At 71.5% G+C, this 19,576-nt stretch carries 17 protein-coding genes; 11 read left to right on the forward strand and 6 right to left on the reverse strand.

Going from position 1 to position 19,576, the window contains the following annotated elements; translation table 11 throughout:
- Positions 1 to 20: 20 nt before the first annotated feature.
- The 4 genes from msrB to HS99_RS37875 all read right to left on the reverse strand — a co-directional run bounded on the left by msrB (position 21) and on the right by HS99_RS37875 (position 3,274).
- Positions 21 to 425 carry a peptide-methionine (R)-S-oxide reductase MsrB gene (gene msrB / locus HS99_RS37860; protein WP_030288260.1) on the reverse strand — a complete coding sequence of 135 codons (405 nt, stop codon included), beginning with the start codon at positions 423 to 425 and terminating at the stop codon, positions 21 to 23.
- A gap of 23 nt (positions 426 to 448) precedes the next feature.
- Complete coding sequence (gene murC, locus HS99_RS37865) at positions 449 to 1,837, reverse strand: UDP-N-acetylmuramate--L-alanine ligase (RefSeq protein WP_037830775.1); 1,389 nt, start codon at positions 1,835 to 1,837, stop codon at positions 449 to 451.
- 133 nt (positions 1,838 to 1,970) lie between these two features.
- Positions 1,971 to 2,432 (reverse strand): hypothetical protein, encoded by a 462-nt coding sequence (locus HS99_RS37870; RefSeq protein ID WP_030288263.1) that lies wholly within the window; start codon positions 2,430 to 2,432, stop codon positions 1,971 to 1,973.
- Between the two features lie 65 nt (positions 2,433 to 2,497).
- Positions 2,498 to 3,274 carry a pyrimidine reductase family protein gene (locus tag HS99_RS37875; RefSeq protein WP_043388873.1) on the reverse strand — a complete coding sequence of 259 codons (777 nt, stop codon included), beginning with the start codon at positions 3,272 to 3,274 and terminating at the stop codon, positions 2,498 to 2,500.
- 157 nt (positions 3,275 to 3,431) lie between these two features.
- Here HS99_RS37875 and zapE point away from each other — a divergent pair, with 157 nt between their 5' ends.
- The 5 genes from zapE to HS99_RS37895 all read left to right on the forward strand — a co-directional run bounded on the left by zapE (position 3,432) and on the right by HS99_RS37895 (position 8,971).
- The gene (gene zapE / locus HS99_RS37880; RefSeq protein ID WP_223886246.1) at positions 3,432 to 4,478 is read left to right on the forward strand and encodes a cell division protein ZapE; all 1,047 of its coding nucleotides are present in this window, start codon (positions 3,432 to 3,434) and stop codon (positions 4,476 to 4,478) included.
- Positions 4,479 to 4,653: 175 nt separating this feature from the next.
- On the forward strand, positions 4,654 to 4,815 hold the full coding sequence (locus HS99_RS45565; RefSeq protein WP_157846598.1) for a hypothetical protein: 162 nt from the start codon (positions 4,654 to 4,656) through the stop codon (positions 4,813 to 4,815).
- Between the two features lie 44 nt (positions 4,816 to 4,859).
- Positions 4,860 to 6,950: an excinuclease ABC subunit UvrB gene (gene uvrB / locus HS99_RS37885; protein ID WP_030288266.1), complete on the forward strand. Its 2,091-nt coding sequence runs from the start codon at positions 4,860 to 4,862 to the stop codon at positions 6,948 to 6,950.
- Positions 6,951 to 7,211: 261 nt separating this feature from the next.
- Positions 7,212 to 7,790: a TerD family protein gene (locus tag HS99_RS37890; protein WP_030288268.1), complete on the forward strand. Its 579-nt coding sequence runs from the start codon at positions 7,212 to 7,214 to the stop codon at positions 7,788 to 7,790.
- Positions 7,791 to 7,990: 200 nt separating this feature from the next.
- Positions 7,991 to 8,971 (forward strand): TerC family protein, encoded by a 981-nt coding sequence (locus tag HS99_RS37895; protein WP_030288269.1) that lies wholly within the window; start codon positions 7,991 to 7,993, stop codon positions 8,969 to 8,971.
- A 94-nt stretch (positions 8,972 to 9,065) separates the two neighbouring features.
- Here HS99_RS37895 and HS99_RS37900 read toward each other — a convergent pair whose 3' ends face one another.
- Both HS99_RS37900 and HS99_RS37905 read right to left on the reverse strand, forming a co-directional pair.
- Positions 9,066 to 9,719 carry an MBL fold metallo-hydrolase gene (locus HS99_RS37900; protein ID WP_030554923.1) on the reverse strand — a complete coding sequence of 218 codons (654 nt, stop codon included), beginning with the start codon at positions 9,717 to 9,719 and terminating at the stop codon, positions 9,066 to 9,068.
- A 48-nt stretch (positions 9,720 to 9,767) separates the two neighbouring features.
- Positions 9,768 to 10,502 carry a maleylpyruvate isomerase family mycothiol-dependent enzyme gene (locus HS99_RS37905; protein ID WP_046386072.1) on the reverse strand — a complete coding sequence of 245 codons (735 nt, stop codon included), beginning with the start codon at positions 10,500 to 10,502 and terminating at the stop codon, positions 9,768 to 9,770.
- Positions 10,503 to 10,771: 269 nt separating this feature from the next.
- Here HS99_RS37905 and uvrA point away from each other — a divergent pair, with 269 nt between their 5' ends.
- The 6 genes from uvrA to whiA all read left to right on the forward strand — a co-directional run bounded on the left by uvrA (position 10,772) and on the right by whiA (position 19,521).
- Complete coding sequence (gene uvrA, locus HS99_RS37910) at positions 10,772 to 13,684, forward strand: excinuclease ABC subunit UvrA (protein WP_030288275.1); 2,913 nt, start codon at positions 10,772 to 10,774, stop codon at positions 13,682 to 13,684.
- A 103-nt stretch (positions 13,685 to 13,787) separates the two neighbouring features.
- Entirely contained in the window at positions 13,788 to 14,231 is a 444-nt protein-coding gene (locus HS99_RS37915) for a Rieske (2Fe-2S) protein (RefSeq protein ID WP_030288276.1), read from the forward strand.
- A 66-nt stretch (positions 14,232 to 14,297) separates the two neighbouring features.
- Positions 14,298 to 16,397 carry an excinuclease ABC subunit UvrC gene (gene uvrC / locus HS99_RS37920; protein ID WP_030554927.1) on the forward strand — a complete coding sequence of 700 codons (2,100 nt, stop codon included), beginning with the start codon at positions 14,298 to 14,300 and terminating at the stop codon, positions 16,395 to 16,397.
- A gap of 118 nt (positions 16,398 to 16,515) precedes the next feature.
- Positions 16,516 to 17,400, forward strand: coding sequence for an RNase adapter RapZ (gene rapZ / locus HS99_RS37925; RefSeq protein ID WP_037830760.1), 885 nt, complete (start codon positions 16,516 to 16,518; stop codon positions 17,398 to 17,400).
- A 64-nt stretch (positions 17,401 to 17,464) separates the two neighbouring features.
- Positions 17,465 to 18,550, forward strand: a complete 1,086-nt coding sequence (locus HS99_RS37930) for a gluconeogenesis factor YvcK family protein (protein WP_030288280.1) — start codon at positions 17,465 to 17,467, stop codon at positions 18,548 to 18,550.
- Complete coding sequence (gene whiA / locus HS99_RS37935; RefSeq protein ID WP_030288283.1) at positions 18,541 to 19,521, forward strand: DNA-binding protein WhiA; 981 nt, start codon at positions 18,541 to 18,543, stop codon at positions 19,519 to 19,521. The genes HS99_RS37930 and whiA overlap by 10 nt, the downstream gene beginning before the upstream one ends.
- Positions 19,522 to 19,576: the final 55 nt, after the last annotated feature.

Consider the following 19,576-nt stretch of genomic DNA (forward strand, 5'->3'; position numbering starts at 1 on the left):
CCGGACCTCCGCCGTCCGTCCTACTCGGCCGGCTTCAGCGTCAGTGAGATGCTGTTGATGCAGTAGCGCTGGTCCGTCGGAGTGCCGTAGCCCTCGCCCTCGAAGACATGGCCCAGGTGCCCGCCGCAGCGGGCGCAGCGCACCTCGACCCGGCGCATGCCGAGCGAGGTGTCCTCGATGTACTCGACCCGGTCCTCGGCCAGCGGCGCGTAGTAGGACGGCCAGCCGCAGTGGCTGTCGAACTTGGTCTCGGAGCTGAACAGCTCCGCCCCGCAGGCGCGGCAGCTGTAGACGCCGACCGTCTTGGTGTCGGTGTACTCACCGACGAACGGGCGCTCGGTGCCCGCCTCGCGGAGCACGTGGTACTCCTCGGGGCTGAGCTGGGCGCGCCACTCGGCCTCGGTCTTCTGGATCTCGTAGCTCATCACGACTCCCGCTCGGCGTAACGTCAGACCTTGGAAGCAACGTTCGCGAGGTGCCCCAGAATTTCGGGCCCCAGGTTGGTGACGTCGCCCGCGCCCATGGTGAGCAGCAGGTCGCCCGGGCGGGCCAGGCCGGCCAGCAGGGCGGGGGCGGCGGCGAAGTCGTGCTCGGCGGTGACGTCGGCGCCGGCCCGGCGGGCGGCGTCGATGATCAGCTCGCTGGTCACGCCCGGGATCGGGTCCTCGCGGGCCGGGTAGATGTCCAGCACCACGGAGGCGTCGGCCAGTGCCAGGGACTGGCCCATCTCCTCGGCGAGCTGCTGGGTGCGGCTGAACAGGTGCGGCTGGAAGACCACCAGGACGCGGCCCTCGCCCTCCAGGCCCTCGCGGATGGCCTCCAGGTCGGCGGTCATCTCGGTCGGGTGGTGGGCGTAGGAGTCGATCACCTGGACGCCGGCCGCCTCGCCCTTGAGCTGGAGGCGGCGGCGCACGCCGGTGTAGGCGCCGAGCGCCTTGGCCAGGTCGGCGGCCGGGACGCCGAGCGCGACGCCGGCGGCCAGCGCGGCCACGGCGTTGTGGGCGTAGTGCCGGCCGGGCACCGAGACGGTGAAGGTCAGCTCGGCGCCGTCCAGCAGCACGGTGACCTCGCTGGTCATGCCGCGGGCGACGACCGAGAGGACGCGCAGGTCGGCGTCCTCGGCGGCGCCGACGGTCACCACGTTGAGGCCCTCGCGGGCGGCCACCCGGGAGGTGAGCTCGCGGGCGCCGTCGTGGTCGGCGGAGACGACCAGGGTGCCGCCGGGGGTGATCCGGCCGACGAAGGTCTCGAAGGACTCGTAGATCTCGTCGATCGAGGCGTAGTTGGCGTGGTGGTCCAGCTCCACGTTGAGCACGATCGCCACCTCGGGCGCGTACTTGTGGAAGCTGCGGTCGCTCTCGTCGGCCTCGGCGACGAAGATCTCGCCGGTGCCGTGCTGGGCGTTGGAGCCGGGGGCGTCGAGGTCGCCGCCGATCGCGTAGGACGGGTCGAGGCCCAGCTCGCCGAGGGCGACGGCGAGCATGCTGGTGGTGGTGGTCTTGCCGTGGGTGCCGGCCACCGCGAGGGCCCGGCGGCCGCCCATCAGCGCGGCCAGCGCGTCGGAGCGGTGCACCACCGGGATGCCGCGCTCGCGGGCGGCGACCAGTTCCGGGTTGTCGGCGCGGATCGCGCTGGAGACCACGATGCTGCTGGCGCCGTCCGGCACGTGCTCGGCGGCGTGGCCGACGTGCACGGTCGCGCCGAGGGCGCGCAGCGCGAGGACGGTCTCGGACTCCTTGGAGTCGCTGCCGGAGACGTCGGCACCGCGCACTGCGAGGATCTTCGCCAGGCCGGACATCCCGGCGCCGCCGATGCCGATGAAGTGCGGGGCGTGCAGGTCGTGCGCGGCGTCGTTCAAGGCGTGGCTCCGTACGGGCGGGGGCTGGGTGGGCACAGGTGGGTCCTCGCGGAGTGCGAATCGTCCTCACGGGCGGACCGCAAGGACGATTCTGCACCACCGGCGCGTGGAGCTAGGAGTCGCTGGCGAACAGCCTCAGCACCGGCACCCCCACCTTGTGCCGGGCCTGGGAGGCCCAGTCGCGGTGGAAGAACTCCTCCACGAAGTGCGGTGAGGTGAGCACCACCACCTCGTCCGCCCGGTGTTCCTCGACCGCCACGCGCAGCCGCTCCAGCGGCCTGTCCTCGACCAGTTCGCCGATCGCCTCGGCCCCGGCCGCGCGCAGGTGGCGCAGGCTGTGCTCCAGCGATTCGCTGGCCACGGTCGGGCCGCTCTCGGACTCGTCGTGCTCGCGCACCACCTTGTCGAGGTGGCCGAGGGCGACGTCGTCGAGCGCCCGCAGCAGTTCGTCCTGCTTGCCGCGCGGCTGCATCAGGACGACGAAGGACACCTTCTCGTCGCTGTGGAGCGTCGTGACGAGCTCCACGTCCGCGTCCGAGAGAGCCTTTTCGATCATCAGTACCGTCTTGAACACGTGAGTCCCTTCCAGTGGCCGGCCCCCGGGCCCCGGCATCGCATAACGGGATCACGATCGGGGGGTCACGGGGTCTCCGAACCCGGGTGACGCAGGTAGCGGGTGAAGAGGAATCCTTTCTGCTCGATCAATGAGACCAGCCGCATCCGTTGCACGTCAGGCATTTCCGCATCGTGGAGGATGCGCGGCGCGTCGCCCCCCGTGACCAGCGGGGCCAGCGACAGGCACAGCTCGTCCAGCAGGTCCGCCGCCGCCAGCTGCCCCAGCAGCCGCGGCCCGCCCTCGGTCAGCAGGCGCGTCCAGCCCCGCTCCACCAGGGCCGCCACCCCCGCCCGCAGGTCCACCGAGCCGCGCCCGGCGAGCACCACGTCGGCCACCTCGGCGACCTCCCGGCGGCGCTCCTCGGGGGCGTCCTCCACCGTGATCACCACCGTCCTGACCAGCGGCTCCGTGAACAGCGGCGCGCCCAGGTCGAAATCCAGCGAGCGGCTCACGATCGCGATCGCCGGCGCCGGGGACTGCCCCGCCGCCGCCCGCGCGGCCGCGAACTCCCGACGGGCCCGGGCCGGCCGGTAGCCCTCCGCCCGGACCGTCTCCGCGCCCACCAGCACCACGTCCGACAGCGCGCGCAGCACGCCGAAGATCCGCTTGTCCGCGTCACTGGACAGGCCCTCCGACAGGCCGTCGAGCCGCGCCCCGCCGTCCAGCCCGGACACCATGTTGGCGCGCAGCCACGGGCGCCCCCGATTCACCTGGTCGGGGTACGCGTAGACGGCGGCGAGCGATTCCAGATCGGACGGATCGGCGACCGGAGCGCCCAGCGGGCTGATCAACTGTTGCATGTCCTCAGTGTTCCACCGGAGCCCCTCTCGGGGCGGCCCACAGGAGGTCCGGGGGCGTTCCGGGGGCGTTCCGGGGGCGTTTCGGGGGCGGCAGGGACCAGGCGTACCCTCTACTACCGTGCCCGCAGCCTCCCGCCCCGCCACCGCGACCGACCCGATAGCCGCCGCGAGCCCGGCCGGCAACCCGATCGCGCTCACCGACCGCCGCCCCGTCGTGCCCGCCGAGCGGCTGGTCGCCGAGATGGTCCCGCCGCCCCGGTTCGCCGACGTGAGCTTCGGGACGTACATCCCGGACCGGACCCAGCCCAGCCAGTACGAGGCGGTCCAGGTCCTGGAGCAGTTCGCCGGCACCCTCGGGCGAGGAAACGGTTCTGCGCCCAAGCGCAGCTGGTTCCGCCGCTCCGCCCCCGCGCCCACCGGTCCGGCCGGGGTCTACCTCGACGGCGGCTACGGCGTCGGCAAGACCCACCTGCTCGCCTCGCTCTGGCACGCCGCCCCCGGCCCCAAGGCCTTCGGCACCTTCGTCGAGCTGACCAACCTGGTCGGCGCGCTCGGCTTCCAGCAGGCCGTCCGGACCCTCTCCGGGCACACCCTGCTGTGCATCGACGAGTTCGAGCTCGACGACCCGGGCGACACCGTGCTGGTCTCCACCCTGCTGGGCCGGCTGGTCGAGAACGGCGTCAAGCTGTGCGCCACCTCGAACACCCTGCCGGAGAAGCTCGGCGAGGGCCGCTTCGCCGCCGCCGACTTCCTGCGCGAGATCCAGGGCCTGTCCGCGCACTTCCGCCCGATGCGGATCGACGGCCAGGACTACCGCCACCGCGGCCTGCCCGACGCCCCGCCGCCGTACGCCGACGACACCGTCGCGGCCGTCGCCGCCCGCACCCCCGGCGCCTCCCTGGACGACTTCGAGGCCCTGCTCGCCCACCTCTCCGTTGTCCACCCCAGCCGCTACGGCGCGCTGCTGGACGACGTCACCGCCGTCTGCCTGCGCGGCGTGCACCAGGTCGACGACCAGTCCACCGCGCTGCGCCTGGTCGTCCTCGCCGACCGGATGTACGACCGCGAGCTGCCCATCACCGCCTCCGGCCTGCCCTTCGACCAGGTCTTCCCCGAGGACATGCTGCGCGGCGGCTACCGCAAGAAGTACCTGCGTGCGATATCCCGCCTGGTCGCCCTCGCCCGCGACAGCGCGAAGGGCTGATCCGTGACCTCCCTCCCCGTTCGGCCGTTGGACCAACGGCCGAACAAGGAGGTCGGATGACCGGAGACGGCTACCACACCCGTCGGGTCGTGCCGCCGGAGCACCGCGAGAGCGAGGAGTACCGGGCGGCCGGGCGGCGGATGGCGCTGGCCGAGGCCCGAGCGCGGAGCGGCGGGTGTACACGGGGCTCGACGAGGAGGCCGTCGAGAGCATCGAGGAGAGCGGGGTCGACCCGACCCTGCCGCTGATCGAGCTGCTCGCCGCCGCCTTCGACGCCGCCGCGCGCATCGACCCCGCCCGCGAGCCCGCCATCAGGTTCGAGGCGCACGCGGCCTGACCGAAGCGGCGCCGCTTGTCAGTGGTGGGTCGTACGGTGGAGGCGTGCGTCCCATCACGAGTATTGAGCGGTCCGTGGCGCCCTTCGAGGTCGTCAGTCCCTTCCAGCCGAACGGTGACCAGCCGGCGGCGATCGCCGAGCTGGAGCGGCGCATCCGGGGAGGGGAGAAGGATGTCGTGCTGCTCGGTGCCACCGGTACCGGCAAGTCGGCCACCACGGCCTGGATGATCGAGAAGCTGCAGCGCCCCACCCTGGTGATGGCGCCGAACAAGACGCTGGCCGCGCAGCTGGCGAACGAGTTCCGGGAGCTGCTGCCGAACAACGCGGTCGAGTACTTCGTCTCGTACTACGACTACTACCAGCCCGAGGCCTACGTCCCGCAGACGGACACCTACATCGAGAAGGACTCCTCGATCAACGAGGAGGTCGAGCGGCTGCGCCACTCCGCGACCAACTCGCTGCTCACCCGCCGCGACGTGGTCGTGGTCGCCTCCGTCTCCTGCATCTACGGCCTCGGCACCCCGCAGGAGTACGTGGACCGGATGGTCCCGCTCAAGGTCGGCCAGGAGATCGACCGCGACGTGCTGCTGCGCCGCTTCGTCGACATCCAGTACGCGCGCAACGACGTGGCCTTCACCCGCGGCACCTTCCGGGTCCGCGGCGACACCATCGAGATCTTCCCGGTCTACGAGGAACTCGCCGTCCGGATCGAGATGTTCGGCGACGAGATCGAGTCCCTCTACACCCTCCACCCGCTCACCGGCGAGATCATCAGCCAGGACGAGCAGATCTACGTTTTCCCCGCCTCGCACTACGTGGCCGGCCCCGAGCGCATGGAGCGGGCGATCACCGGCATCGAGCAGGAGCTGGAGCAGACGCTCGGCAGGCTGGAGAAGCAGGGCAAGCTGCTGGAGGCCCAGCGGCTGCGCATGCGCACCACCTACGACATCGAGATGCTGCGCCAGATCGGCACCTGCTCGGGCGTCGAGAACTACTCGATGCACTTCGACGGCCGCGAGCCCGGTTCCCCGCCGAACACCCTGCTGGACTACTTCCCGGAGGACTTCCTCCTGGTCATCGACGAGTCGCACGTCACCGTCCCGCAGATCGGCGCCATGTACGAGGGCGACGCCTCGCGCAAGCGCACCCTGGTCGAGCACGGCTTCCGGCTTCCCTCCGCGATGGACAACCGCCCGCTGAAGTGGGAGGAGTTCCTCGGCCGGATCGGTCAGACGGTGTACCTGTCGGCGACGCCGGGCCCGTACGAGCTGTCGCGCGGCGACGGCCAGGTCGAGCAGATCATCCGTCCGACCGGTCTGATCGACCCCGAGGTGATCGTCAAGCCGACCGAGGGCCAGATCGACGACCTGGTGCACGAGGTCCGCAAGCGGGTCGAGCGGGACGAGCGCGTCCTGGTCACCACGCTGACCAAGAAGATGGCCGAGGACCTCACCGACTACATGCTCGGCCTGGACATCCGGGTCCGGTACCTGCACAGCGACGTGGACACCCTGCGCCGGGTTGAGCTGCTGCGCGAGCTGCGGGCCGGCCGGTTCGACGTGCTGGTCGGCATCAACCTGCTGCGCGAGGGCCTGGACCTGCCCGAGGTGTCGCTGGTGGCGATCCTGGACGCGGACAAGGAGGGCTTCCTGCGCTCCGGCACCTCGCTCATCCAGACGATCGGCCGTGCCGCCCGCAACGTCTCCGGCCAGGTGCACATGTACGCGGACCGGATCACCCCGTCGATGGAGAAGGCGATCGACGAGACCAACCGCCGCCGTGCCGTGCAGCAGGCCTACAACAAGGAGCACGGGATCGACCCGCAGCCGCTGCGGAAGAAGATCGGCGACATCCTGGACACCCTCGCCCGCGAGGACGTGGACACCGACGAACTGCTCTCCACCGGCTACCGGGGCCAGGGGAAGGGCAAGGCCCCGGTGCCGATGCTGGGCGCGGACCGCAAGCCGGCCAAGTCGCTGCCGGCCGCCGAGCTGGCGGAGCTGATCCAGGAGATGACCGACCGGATGCACACGGCGGCCGCCGACCTCCAGTTCGAGGTCGCGGCCCGGCTGCGCGACGAGGTGAAGGAGCTGAAGAAGGAGCTGCGGCAGATGCGCGAGGCGGGGGTGGCCTGACAACATGTGCGGGGCGCCGGGCCACGCCCTTCCCCCGCACCTGCGGGGGGCAACCGCCCGGCGGTGTCTCAGCCTTGCCACAAACCGGGTAACTCGGAGGAGTCGCGGGTGCCGCAGGCCCTAGGCTGGCCTGCGGCATCGCGCCCTCGGACGGGGATGCGGGCCGTCAGCAGAGGGGGCCTCAGCCGGGGGACGGCGACGGGGTGTTCCACCGGGGAGCCGGGCGGCAGCGACCGCGTGGCCGGCAGAGAGGACAACGTCGTGTCGGTGAACCTTGCCAAGGGGCAGCGGGTCAGCCTCCAGAAGGGGGCGGGCGGCACCCTGACCGTGGTCCGGATGGGGCTCGGCTGGCAGGCCGCCCCCAAGCGGGGCCTGTTCGGCAGCCGGACCAGGAAGATCGACCTGGACGCCTCGGCACTGCTGTACGCCGAGAAGACCCCGACCGACGTGGTGTTCTTCCAGCACCTGGAGTCCACCGACGGCTCGGTGCGGCACACCGGGGACAACCTGGAGGGCGGCTCCGGCGTGGAGGACGACGAGGCGATCCTGGTCGACCTGCTGCACGTGCCGCCGCACATCACCCAGGTGGTGTTCACGGTCAGCTCGTACACGGGGCAGACCTTCGCCGAGGTGCGCCAGGCGCACTGCCGGCTGCTGGACGAGACCACCGGGGTGGAGCTGGCCCGGTACGAGCTGGCGGGCGGCGGGCCGCACACTGGGCAGATCATGGCGAAGGTGGTCCGGGACGGCAACGGCGGCTGGGAGATGCAGGCGATCGGCGCCCCCGCGAAGGGGCGGACCTTCCAGGACCTGCTGCCGGCGATCGAGCCGTTCCTCTGACGGTTCTTTACCTTCTTTACCCTTCTTTGCCTTCTCTGTTACTCTCGATGGCAGCGGAGGGGAGTATTCCCCAACAGTCGACCCCGTCATCACGGGTGCCCGTCGCGGCGCCCCGGGGCGCTGGTCCCCGGGCGAGCCCGTGGGCGGAAGAGACCTCCGGCAGTGACGACCCGTCTCGCCTAGCTGCCGGAGGAGCAGTCATGGACGTTTCCGTAACCATGTGGGCCACCACGATCGGTGTGCTGATCGCACTGATCGTGGCGGACTTCTTCATCGGGGGGCGCAAGCCCCACGAGGTCTCGGTCAAGGAGGCCGGGATCTGGACGGCCGTCTGGATCGCGCTGGCGGCGCTCTTCGGAGGCTTCCTCTGGTGGCACTCCGGCGGGCAGCCGGCGGGCGAGTTCTTCGCCGGCTACATCACCGAGAAGTCGCTCAGCGTCGACAACCTCTTCGTGTTCATCCTGATCATGGGCAAGTTCGCGGTGCCCAGGATCTACCAGCAGCGCGTGCTGATGTTCGGTGTGATCATCGCCCTGGTGCTCCGGGCGGCGTTCATCGCCGGCGGCGCGGCGCTGGTGGCGCAGTTCTCCTGGGTGTTCTTCCTCTTCGGCGCCTTCCTGATCTGGACGGCCTGGAAGCTGATCAAGGAAGCCCGGGCCGACGAGGAGGACGAGGAGTTCGAGGAGAACCGCCTGCTCAAGTCGATCACCCGGCGCTTCCCGTCGACTGATCGCTACCACGGCACCAAGCTCTTCATCGTGGAGAACGGCCGCCGGCTGATCACCCCGATGCTGATCGTCATGCTGGCGATCGGTACGACGGACGTGCTGTTCGCCCTGGACTCGATCCCGGCCATCTTCGGCCTCACCCAGGACCCGTACATCGTCTTCACGGCGAACGCCTTCGCCCTGATGGGCCTGCGCCAGCTGTACTTCCTGATCGGCGGCCTGCTGAAGAAGCTGGTCCACCTGAGCTACGGCCTCTCGGTGATCCTCGGCTTCATCGGCGTGAAGCTGGTCCTGCACGCCGCCCACGAGGCCGGTGCGCACGTCCCGGAGATCGGCATCCCACTCTCGCTCGGCGTCATCGTGGTGGTCCTGGCGGTGACGACGGTGACCAGCCTGATGGCCTCCAGGAAGGCCGCCGGGGCCGAGCCCGAGCCGCAGAAGCTGGACGCCTGACGCACCTGAGAAACCCCAAGCGCCCGAGAACAGCCGGGGCCCCGCGACGCAGACCGTCGCGGGGCCCCGGCGCGGCCGGGCCGGGAGGGAACCGTCACCAGCCGCGTTCGCGCCACTCCTCCAGGTGGGGGCGCTCGGCGCCGAGGGTGGTGTCGTTGCCGTGGCCGGGGTAGACCCACGCCTCGTCGGGGAGGGCGTCGAAGATCTTCTCGTTGACGTCCCGGAAGAGGGTCCTGAAGGCCTCCGGGTCGCCCCAGGTGTTGCCGACGCCGCCTGGGAAGAGGCAGTCCCCGGTGAAGACGTGGGGGTGGCCCTGGGGGTCGTCGTAGATCAGCACGATCGCGCCCGGGGTGTGCCCGACCAGGTGCCGGACGGTGAGCTCGACCTCGCCGACCCGCAGCCGGTCGCCGTCCGCGAGCAGCAGCTCGGTGGGCACGTCGATGCCCTCGGCGTCGTGCTCCCCGGCGGCGGTGCGGGCGCCGGTGGTGGCGACCACCTCGGCCAGCGCGCCCCAGTGGTCCTGGTGCCGGTGGGTGGTGACCACGGTTTCGAGGTCGTCCCCGACGGTCTCCAGCAGCACCGGGGCGTCGGCGGCCGCGTCGATCAGCAGCTGTTCGTCGGTGGCCCGGCAGCGCAGCAGGTAGGCGTTGTTGTCGTAGGGGCCGACGGCCACCTTGGTGATGATCAGGTGGGCCAGTTCCCGCACGTCCGGCGGTCCGCCGACCTTGACCGCTCCGTGGTACGTCATCCGTCCGCTCCTCGTCCGAAAGCAGGGTTCAGGATCATCCTCGCGCCGTCAGCCCAGCGGGGGAAGCTGGGGGAGCGCGGTGTCGGGGTTGCGGCGCAGGTCCGCGCCGCCGGAGCGGCCGGAGAGCCAGGCGAGCAGGGCGCGGACGGGGCCCTGGACGGTCAGCGAGACCGGGCCCGAGCCGATCAGGCCGCGGTCCCCGGTGTCCTCGGCGACGAGCTCGACGGCGGGCAGGTCGGTGCCGTGCAGCCGGAGGGCCAGACTGTGGAACTCGGCGACGGCGAACGGCTCCGGCCAGCTGGCGGGGGAGTAGCCGCCGTCCAGGTCGACCAGGTGGTACTCCAGCTCGCCCAGGCGCTTCCAGACGAGGTCGCAGGCCGGAAAGACGGCGCCGGAGCGGTGCCGCACCTCGGCGGCCCAGTCCTCGTCGTTCATCAGGGCGACGGCGGCGAGGAAGCGCTCGTGCGACTCGCGCAGGTCGGCGAGCTGCTCCTCCAGCGGGCGGCCGGCGCCGTCCTGGATGCCCTGCTCGCGCTCCTCCTCGCTGGCGTACTGCGGGATGTCGGTGCCGGTGCGGGCGCCGGTGAGCAGGTTGACCAGGGAGTCGGCGTTGCGGGCGAGGTGGGCGAGCACGTGGCCGCGAGTCCAGCCGGGGAGCGCGGAGGGCTCGGTGACGGCGTCGGGCTTCAGCTCGGCGACGGTCTCCAGCATGCGCCGGGTGCTGCTCTCGACCAGGCTCAGCCGCTCGGCGGCGACGGCGGCTGCGGACTGCGGGTCGGTCATCGAAAACTGCCTTCTGTACGAGACGGCGCGTTGCCCGCGCGGGGCTTCGCTCGTTGACCAGCCGACGCTATCGCCGAAACCGCGTCCTGAGCAGGGCCTTTTTCGGTCCGGGTACGGACGGTCCGGGAGGCGCTCTCACTCGTTCGGGTGGTCCCGGCTGGACAAGGTCGTGATTCGAACGTCTGAGCTAGTAGGCTGGCTGCCGCATCCTGGAAGAAGAACACCTCACACCGCAAGCCCTCTCGCCCCGGAGAAAGGCGCCAGAAGCAGTGGCCGACCGCCTCATCGTCCGCGGTGCTCGCGAGCACAACCTCAAGAACGTCTCGCTCGACCTGCCCCGCGACTCCCTCATCGTCTTCACGGGCCTCTCCGGCTCCGGCAAGTCCTCGCTCGCCTTCGACACGATCTTCGCCGAGGGCCAGCGCCGCTACGTCGAGTCGCTGTCCTCCTACGCCCGTCAGTTCCTCGGGCAGATGGACAAGCCTGACGTGGACTTCATCGAGGGCCTCTCCCCGGCCGTCTCGATCGACCAGAAGTCCACCAACCGCAACCCCCGTTCGACCGTCGGCACGATCACCGAGGTCTACGACTACCTGCGCCTGCTGTTCGCCCGGATCGGCAAGCCGCACTGCCCGCACTGCGGCCGCCCGATCGCCAAGCAGTCGCCGCAGGCGATCGTCGACAAGGTGCTGGAACTCACCGAGGGCACCCGTTTCCAGGTGCTCAGCCCGGTGGTGCGCGAGCGCAAGGGCGAGTTCGTCGACCTCTTCGCCGACCTCCAGTCCAAGGGCTACTCCCGCGCCCGGGTCGACGGCGAGACGATCCAGCTCGCCGAGCCGCCGAAGCTGAAGAAGCAGGAGAAGCACACCGTCGAGGTGGTCATCGACCGCCTGACCGTCAAGGAGAGCGCCAAGCGGCGGCTCACCGACTCGGTGGAGACGGCCCTGCGGCTGTCCGGCGGCATGGTCGTGCTCGACTTCGTCGACCTCCCCGAGGGTGACCCGGAGCGCGAGCGGATGTACTCCGAGCACCTCTACTGCCCGTACGACGACGTGTCGTTCGAGGAGCTGGAGCCGCGCTCGTTCTCCTTCAACTCGCCGTTCGGCGCCTGCCCGGACTGCTCGGGCCTGGGCAACCGGATGGAGGTCGACCCGGAGCTGGTCGTGCCGGACCCGGAGCGCTCGCTGGACGAGGGCGCGATCCACCCGTGGTCGGCCGGGCACGCCAAGGACTACTTCCAGCGCCTGATCGACGCGCTCGCCGAGGAGCTCGGCTTCCGCACCGACATCCCCTGGGCCGGGCTGCCCGCCCGCGCCCGGAAGGCGCTGATGTACGGGCACAAGCACCAGGTGCAGGTGCGCTACCGCAACCGCTTCGGCCGCGAGCGCTCGTACAGCACCGGCTTCGAGGGCGCGGTGCCGTTCATCCAGCGCCGGCACACCGAGGCGGAGAGCGACAGCAGCCGCGAGCGCTTCGAGGGCTACATGCGCGAGGTGCCCTGCCCGACCTGCCAGGGCACCCGGCTCAAGCCGGTGGTGCTGGCGGTCACGGTCGAGGACAGGTCGATCGCCGACGTCTCCTCGATGTCGATCAGCGACTGCGCCGAGTTCCTGGGCGCGATGAAGCTCAACGACCGGGACAAGCAGATCGCCGAGCGGGTCCTCAAGGAGGTCAATGAGCGGCTGCGCTTCCTGGTCGACGTGGGCCTGGACTACCTCTCCCTGGACCGCGCGGCCGGCACCCTGTCCGGCGGCGAGGCCCAGCGCATCCGGCTGGCCACCCAGATCGGCTCCGGCCTGGTCGGCGTGCTGTACGTGCTGGACGAGCCGTCCATCGGCCTGCACCAGCGGGACAACCACCGGCTGATCGAGACGCTGGTGCGGCTGCGCGACATCGGCAACACCCTGATCGTGGTCGAGCACGACGAGGACACCATCAAGACCGCGGACTGGGTGGTCGACATCGGCCCGGGCGCCGGTGAGCACGGCGGCAAGGTGGTGCACTCCGGGTCGCTGAAGCAGCTGCTCGCCAACAAGGAGTCGCTGACCGGCCAGTACCTCTCCGGCAAGCGGTCCATTCCGATCCCGGCCGCCCGCCGCGACCGGGACAAGAAGCGCCAGCTGACGGTGCACGGCGCCCGCGAGCACAACCTCAAGGACGTCACGGTCGGCTTCCCGCTGGGCACGCTGACGGCGATCACCGGCGTCTCCGGCTCCGGCAAGTCGACGCTGGTCAACGACATCCTCTACACCCACCTCGCCCGGGAGCTGAACGGCGCCCGCAGCGTGCCCGGCCGGCACACCCGGATCACCGGCACCGACCTGGTGGACAAGGTGGTGCACGTCGACCAGTCGCCGATCGGCCGCACCCCGCGGTCCAACCCGGCCACCTACACCGGGGTGTTCGACCACGTCCGCCGGCTCTTCGCGGAGACCCAGGAGGCGAAGGTCCGCGGGTACCTCCCGGGCCGGTTCTCCTTCAACGTGAAGGGCGGCCGCTGCGAGAACTGCACCGGCGACGGCACCATCAAGATCGAGATGAACTTCCTGCCGGACGTCTACGTGCCGTGCGAGGTCTGCCACGGCGCCCGGTACAACCGGGAGACGCTGGAGGTGCACTACAAGGGGAAGTCCATCGCCGAGGTGCTGGACATGCCGATCGAGGAGGCGCTGGCCTTCTTCGAGGCCGTCCCCGCGATCGCCCGCCACCTGCGGACGCTCAACGACGTCGGCCTCGGCTACGTCCGGCTCGGCCAGTCCGCGCCGACGCTCTCCGGCGGCGAGGCACAGCGCGTCAAGCTGGCCTCCGAGCTGCAGAAGCGCTCCACCGGGCGGACGGTCTACGTGCTGGACGAGCCGACCACGGGTCTGCACTTCGAGGACATCAGCAAGCTGATCAAGGTGCTCAGCGGGCTGGTCGACAAGGGCAACACGGTGATCGTGATCGAGCACAACCTCGACGTGATCAAGACCGCCGACTGGATCGTCGACATGGGCCCCGAGGGCGGCTCCGGCGGCGGCACGGTCGTCGCCGAGGGCACCCCGGAGCAGATCGCGGCCGTCTCGGAGAGCCACACCGGCAAGTTCCTGCGGGACATCCTGCCGGGTGACTTCGCGGACGCCCCGGTCGCGGCACCGGCCAGGAAGGCCCCGCGCAAGCGGGCCGCCGCCGGCAAGAAGTAGTCCTTCACCCGCCCCGCCGCTCCCGGGAAGCTCGGGATCGGCGGGGCGCGTGCGGCATAGACTTCCGTGGTCCCTCGCAGCAGCAACCCGTAGGAGCGCACCGATGTCCGAGGCCCCCGAGACCAGCCCCGCCACCTCCCGGCGCACCCTGCTCTGCGGTGCCGCGGCCGTCCTGGCGGCCGGGGGCACCGTGGCCGTCACCGGCTGCAGTTCCTCCGCCGGTTCCTCGGAGAAGAGCAGCGCCCCCCAGGGCGCGGTGGACCTCGGCCCGGCCTCGGCGATCCCGGAGGGCGGCGGCAAGGTCTTCCGCGAGCAGAAGATCGTGGTGACCCAGCCCGCCGCCGGCCAGTTCAAGGCCTTCAGCGCCAAGTGCACCCACGCCGGCTGCATCGTGGACCAGGTGAAGCAGGAGCAGATCCAGTGCCCCTGCCACGGCAGCCGGTTCGGCATCGCCGACGGTGCGGTGCAGGACGGCCCGGCCCCCAGCCCGCTGCCCGCCTACGCCGTCACGGTCGAGGGCGGGAACCTCAAGGTGACCCCGAGCTGAAGCAGTTGAGCGCCTCCCCCTCGATCCCGTCCCCCCGGCCGCGACCGCAATCGGTACGGTGGAGCCATGGTTGACCCGAGCACCTACCGCCCGGCGCCGGGCGCGATCCCGACCTCCCCGGGCGTCTACAAGTTCCGTGACGCCCACGGCCGGGTCATCTACGTCGGAAAGGCCAAGAGCCTGCGCCCGCGCCTGTCGTCCTACTTCCAGGACGTGGCCGGGCTGCACCCCCGCACCGCGACCATGGTCACCACCGCCGCCTCGGTGGAGTGGACCGTGGTCGCCACCGAGGTCGAGGCGCTCCAACTGGAGTACTCCTGGATCAAGGAGTTCGATCCACGGTTCAACGTCAAGTACCGCGACGACAAGAGCTATCCGGAACTCGCCGTCACCCTCAACGAGGAGTACCCGAGGGTCCAGGTGATGCGCGGGGCGCACAAGAAGGGCGTGCGCTACTTCGGTCCGTACGGGCACGCCTGGGCGATCCGCGAGACGGTCGACCTGCTGCTGCGCGTCTTCCCCGTCCGCACCTGCTCCAACGGCGTGTTCAAGCGCGCCCGGCAGGTCGGCCGCCCCTGTCTGCTCGGCTACATCGGCAAGTGCGCCGCGCCCTGTGTCGGCAAGGTCTCGGCGGACGAACACCGGGAACTGGCCGAGGACTTCTGCGACTTCATGGCCGGGCGCACCGGCAACTACCTGCGCCGGCTGGAGGACCAGATGCGGGAGGCCGCCGCCGAGATGGAGTACGAGAGGGCGGCCCGGCTTCGCGACGACATCGGCGCCCTCAAGCGCGCGATGGAGAAGAACGCCATCGTGCTCGCCGACGCCACCGACGCCGACCTGCTGGCCGTCGCCGAGGACGAACTCGAAGCCGCCGTCCAGATCTTCCACGTCCGCGGCGGCCGGGTGCGCGGCCAGCGCGGCTGGGTCACCGACAAGGTCGAGGACGTCGACACCGCCGGACTCGTCGAGCACGCCCTCCAGCAGCTCTACGGCGGCGCCGCCGCGGAGGAGCGCAACGAGTCCGTCCCGCGGGAGGTGCTCGTCCCCGCCCTGCCGGAGCCGCTCGCCCCCGTCCGGGAGTGGCTGAGCGGTCTGCGCGGCAGCCAGGTCGACCTGCGCATCCCGCAGCGCGGCGACAAGAAGGACCTGATGGCCACCGTGCAGCGCAACGCCCAACAGGCGCTCGCCCTGCACAAGACCAAGCGCGCCTCCGACCTCACCACCCGCAGCCGCGCCCTCCAGGAGATCGCCGACGCGCTGGAACTGGACTCCGTTCCGCTGCGCATCGAGTGCTACGACATCTCCCACCTCCAGGGCGAGGACGTGGTCGCCTCGATGGTCGTCTTCGAGGACGGCCTGGCCCGCAAGAGCGAGTACCGGCGCTTCCAGATCAGGGGCTTCGAGGGCCAGGACGACGTCCGCTCGATGCACGAGGTGATCAGCCGCCGGTTCCGCCGCTACCTCCAGGAGCGCGAGCAGACCGGCGAGTGGGCTGTCCCGGAGGCTGACGACCCCGTCACCGCCGAGCCCATCACCGCCGATGCCGTCACCGCCGACCCCGTCACCGCCGTCGGTGCCCGGGACGAGGACGGCCGCCCAAAGCGCTTCGCCTACCCCCCGCAGCTGCTGGTGGTCGACGGCGGCCAGCCGCAGGTCGCCGCCGCCAAGCGCGCCCTGGAGGAACTGGGCATCGACGACGTCGCGCTGTGCGGCCTGGCCAAGCGCCTGGAGGAGGTCTGGCTGCCCGGCGAGGACGACCCGGTCGTGCTGCCGCGCTCCAGCGAGGGCCTCTACCTGCTGCAGCGGGTGCGCGACGAGGCCCACCGCTTCGCTATCAGCTATCAGCGCAACAAGCGTTCCAAGCGACTCACCGCCGGGGAGCTGGACTCCGTCCCGGGCCTCGGCGAAACTCGCCGCCGGGCGCTGCTCAAGCACTTCGGCTCGCTGAAGAAGCTCCGGGCCGCCACCGTCGACGAGATCTGCGCGGTACCCGGCATCGGGCGCCGCACCGCGGAAACTGTTGCGGCGGCGTTGTCGTCCCGTACACCTGCCGCACCCGCGGTCAACACCGCGACCGGCGAGATCATCGAGGACAGGCCTGACCAGGCCGCCGAGCCGGTGGCCGCAGCATCCCAGACCGCACCATCCCAGGAGACGCCATGACGGCCGACGCCGCCCGTCCATCGGCGCGCCCCGAACCCGCCCGCCTGTCCGGGACGGGGAAGGGCGGCCGTGCCGTGCGCGTTCTCCCCAGCAGAAAGACCGAGAGCGGGGAACCGAAGTGACCGTGTCAGACGTGGCCGAGAACGCGCCGGAGCTGGTGATCATCTCCGGCATGTCCGGAGCCGGCCGCTCCACCGCCGCGAAGTGCCTGGAGGACCTGGGCTGGTTCGTGGTGGACAACCTGCCGCCGGCCCTGATCCCCACCATGGTCGACCTGGGCGCCCGCTCCCAGGGCAACGTCGCCCGGATCGGCGTGGTCGTGGACGTCCGCGGCCGTCAGTTCTTCGACGACCTGCTCACCTCGCTGGACGAGCTGGAGAAGCGCGGCGTCCGGCTCCGGGTGGTCTTCCTCGACTCCTCCGACGAAGCCCTGGTCCGACGCTTCGAGAGCGTCCGCCGCCCCCACCCGCTGCAGGCCGACGGCCGGATCGTGGACGGCATCGCCCAGGAGCGCGACCTGCTGCGCGACCTGCGCGGTGAGGCCGACCTGGTGATCGACACCTCCAACCTCAACGTGCACCAGCTGCGCGCCAAGCTGGACGCCCAGTTCGCCGACCACGACGAGCCCGAGCTGCGCGCCACCGTGATGTCCTTCGGCTTCAAGTACGGCCTGCCGGTCGACGCCGACCTCGTGGTGGACTGCCGCTTCCTGCCGAACCCGCACTGGGTACCCGAGCTGCGGGCCCGCACCGGCACCGACGCGGACGTCGCCGACTACGTCTTCCAGCAGCCGGGCGCCAACGAGTTCCTGGACGGCTACGCCGAGCTCCTCCGGATCGTTACCGAGGGCTACCGCCGGGAGGGGAAGCGCTACATGACGCTTGCCGTAGGCTGCACCGGTGGCAAGCACCGTAGCGTCGCCATGTCCGAGCGTCTGACCAAGCGTCTCATCGCCGACGGAGTCGAGACGGTGCTCGTCCACCGTGACATGGGACGGGAGTAACCGCCGCCTTCCCTGCCGGGCCGCCGGCGGAGCCGGTGGCGGGGTCGAGGAACGCGAGGTGAGTGTGGCGGGATACGTGCCCGGGCGGCAGCCGCAGAGCAGGACCGGCGAACGGGCGGGCAGCCCGTCGCCGAGCCGTCCGCGTAGCAGTCCCGCCCGGGCCAACCCGGCTCCCCGGATCACCGCGCTCGGCGGCGGCCAGGGCCTGTCCGCCTCGCTGTCCGCGCTGCGCCGGCTCACCAGCGACCTGACCGCCGTGGTCACCGTCGCCGACGACGGCGGCTCCAGCGGACGGTTGCGCGAGGAGCTGGGGGTGCTGCCGCCCGGAGACCTGCGCAAGGCGCTGGCCGCGCTGTGCGGGGACGACGACTGGGGCCGCACCTGGTCCGAGGTGATCCAGCAGCGCTTCACCGGCAACGGGGAGCTGGGCGGCCACGCGGTGGGCAATCTGCTGATCGTCGCCCTCTGGGAGAAGCTCGGCGACCCGGTCGCCGCGCTGGACTGGGTCGGCCGGCTGCTGAACGTCCAGGGCCGGGTGCTGCCGATGTCGGCGGTGCCGCTGGACATCGAGGCGACCGTGCGCGGCCACGACCCGGCCCGCCCGGCCGAGGTCTCGGCCGTCCGCGGCCAGGCCAGCGTGGCGGCCACCCCGGGCACCGTGCAGTCGATCCGGCTGCTTCCGGACGAGCCTCCGGCCGTGCCGGAGGCGGTCACGGCGGTCCGCGAGGCGGACTGGGTGGTGCTCGGCCCCGGTTCCTGGTTCACCAGCGTGCTGCCCCACCTGCTGGTGCCCGAGCTGGCCAAGGCGCTGACGGAGACCCGCGCCCGCCGTCTGCTCACCCTGAACCTGGCCCCGCAGCCCGGTGAGACCGAGGGCTTCACCCCCCAGCGCCACCTGGAGGTCATCGCCGACCACGCTCCGGACCTCGCGGTGGATGCGATCCTGGTGGACGAGCGCGCCGTCACGGGCGGCGCCTTCGGCCAGGCCGACCTGGAGGGTCTGGAGAAGGCCGCCGAACGGATGGGCGCCGCTCTGGTGCTCGGCACGGTGGCCCGCGCCGACGGCACCCCGCGACACGACCCCGAGCTGTTGGCGGCCGCGTACGACCGGATTTTCCGGACACATGGAAGGATCGGGCCATGGCGATGACTCCAGCGGTGAAGGACGAGATCAGCCGGCTCCCGGTCACCCGGGCCTGCTGTCGCAAGGCGGAGGTGTCGGCGATCCTGCGGTTCGCGGGCGGGCTGCACATCGTGAGCGGCCGCATCGTGATCGAGGCGGAGCTGGACACCGGGGCGGCGGCGCGAAGGCTGCGCAAGGACCTGCTGGAGATCTTCGGGCACTCCTCCGACCTCGTGGTGATGGCGCCCGGCGGGCTGCGGCGCGGCAGCCGCTTCGTCGTCCGGGTGGTCAAGGACGGCGAGCTGCTCGCCCGCCAGACCGGTCTGGTGGACGGCCGCGGCCGTCCGATCCGGGGCCTGCCCCCGGCGGTCGTCTCCGGGGCCACCTGCGACGCCGAGGCGGCCTGGCGCGGGGCCTTCCTCGCACACGGATCGCTCACCGAGCCGGGCCGCTCCTCCTCGCTGGAGATCACCTGCCCCGGCTCGGAGGCGGCGCTGGCGCTGGTCGGCGCGGCCCGTCGGCTCGGCATCCCGGCCAAGGCCCGCGAGGTGCGCGGGGTGGACCGGGTGGTCATCCGCGACGGTGACGCGATCGGCGCGCTGCTGACCCGGCTGGGGGCGCACGAGTCGGTGCTCGCCTGGGAGGAGCGCCGGATGCGGCGCGAGGTCCGGGCCACCGCGAACCGGCTGGCCAACTTCGACGACGCCAACCTGCGCCGCTCGGCCCGGGCCGCGGTGGCGGCCGGCGCCCGGGTGGCCCGCGCGCTGGAGATCCTCGGCGAGGAGGTGCCCGAGCACCTGGCCGCGGCCGGCCAGCTGCGGATGCAGCACAAGCAGGCCTCGCTGGAGGAGCTGGGCGCGCTCGCCGACCCGCCGCTGACCAAGGACGCGGTGGCCGGCCGGATCCGCCGCCTGCTGGCGATGGCCGACAAGCGCGCCGCCGAGCTCGGCCTGCCGAGCACCGAGGCCAACCTGACCGACGAGATGGCGCTCAACTGACGCACGGCGCTTCGCGCGCCGGACGCCGCGGAGGCGAGCGGGCGAATGACGGCCG

Source organism: Kitasatospora aureofaciens (genome assembly GCF_001188955.3).
In the GTDB taxonomy this organism is placed as follows: Bacteria; Actinomycetota; Actinomycetes; order Streptomycetales; family Streptomycetaceae; genus Kitasatospora; species Kitasatospora aureofaciens.

What these genes read in the sequence shown, in the direction of transcription:
- msrB (WP_030288260.1), bottom strand. Translation starts at nt 425, where the DNA reads ATGAGCTACGAGATCCAGAAGACCGAGGCCGAGTGGCGCGCCCAGCTC.
- HS99_RS37875 (WP_043388873.1), bottom strand. Translation starts at nt 3,274, where the DNA reads ATGCAACAGTTGATCAGCCCGCTGGGCGCTCCGGTCGCCGATCCGTCC.
- HS99_RS37895 (WP_030288269.1), top strand. Translation starts at nt 7,991, where the DNA reads ATGGACGTTTCCGTAACCATGTGGGCCACCACGATCGGTGTGCTGATC.
- HS99_RS37900 (WP_030554923.1), bottom strand. Translation starts at nt 9,719, where the DNA reads ATGACGTACCACGGAGCGGTCAAGGTCGGCGGACCGCCGGACGTGCGG.
- HS99_RS37905 (WP_046386072.1), bottom strand. Translation starts at nt 10,502, where the DNA reads ATGACCGACCCGCAGTCCGCAGCCGCCGTCGCCGCCGAGCGGCTGAGC.
- HS99_RS37915 (WP_030288276.1), top strand. Translation starts at nt 13,788, where the DNA reads ATGTCCGAGGCCCCCGAGACCAGCCCCGCCACCTCCCGGCGCACCCTG.
- uvrC (WP_030554927.1), top strand. Translation starts at nt 14,298, where the DNA reads ATGGTTGACCCGAGCACCTACCGCCCGGCGCCGGGCGCGATCCCGACC.
- whiA (WP_030288283.1), top strand. Translation starts at nt 18,541, where the DNA reads ATGGCGATGACTCCAGCGGTGAAGGACGAGATCAGCCGGCTCCCGGTC.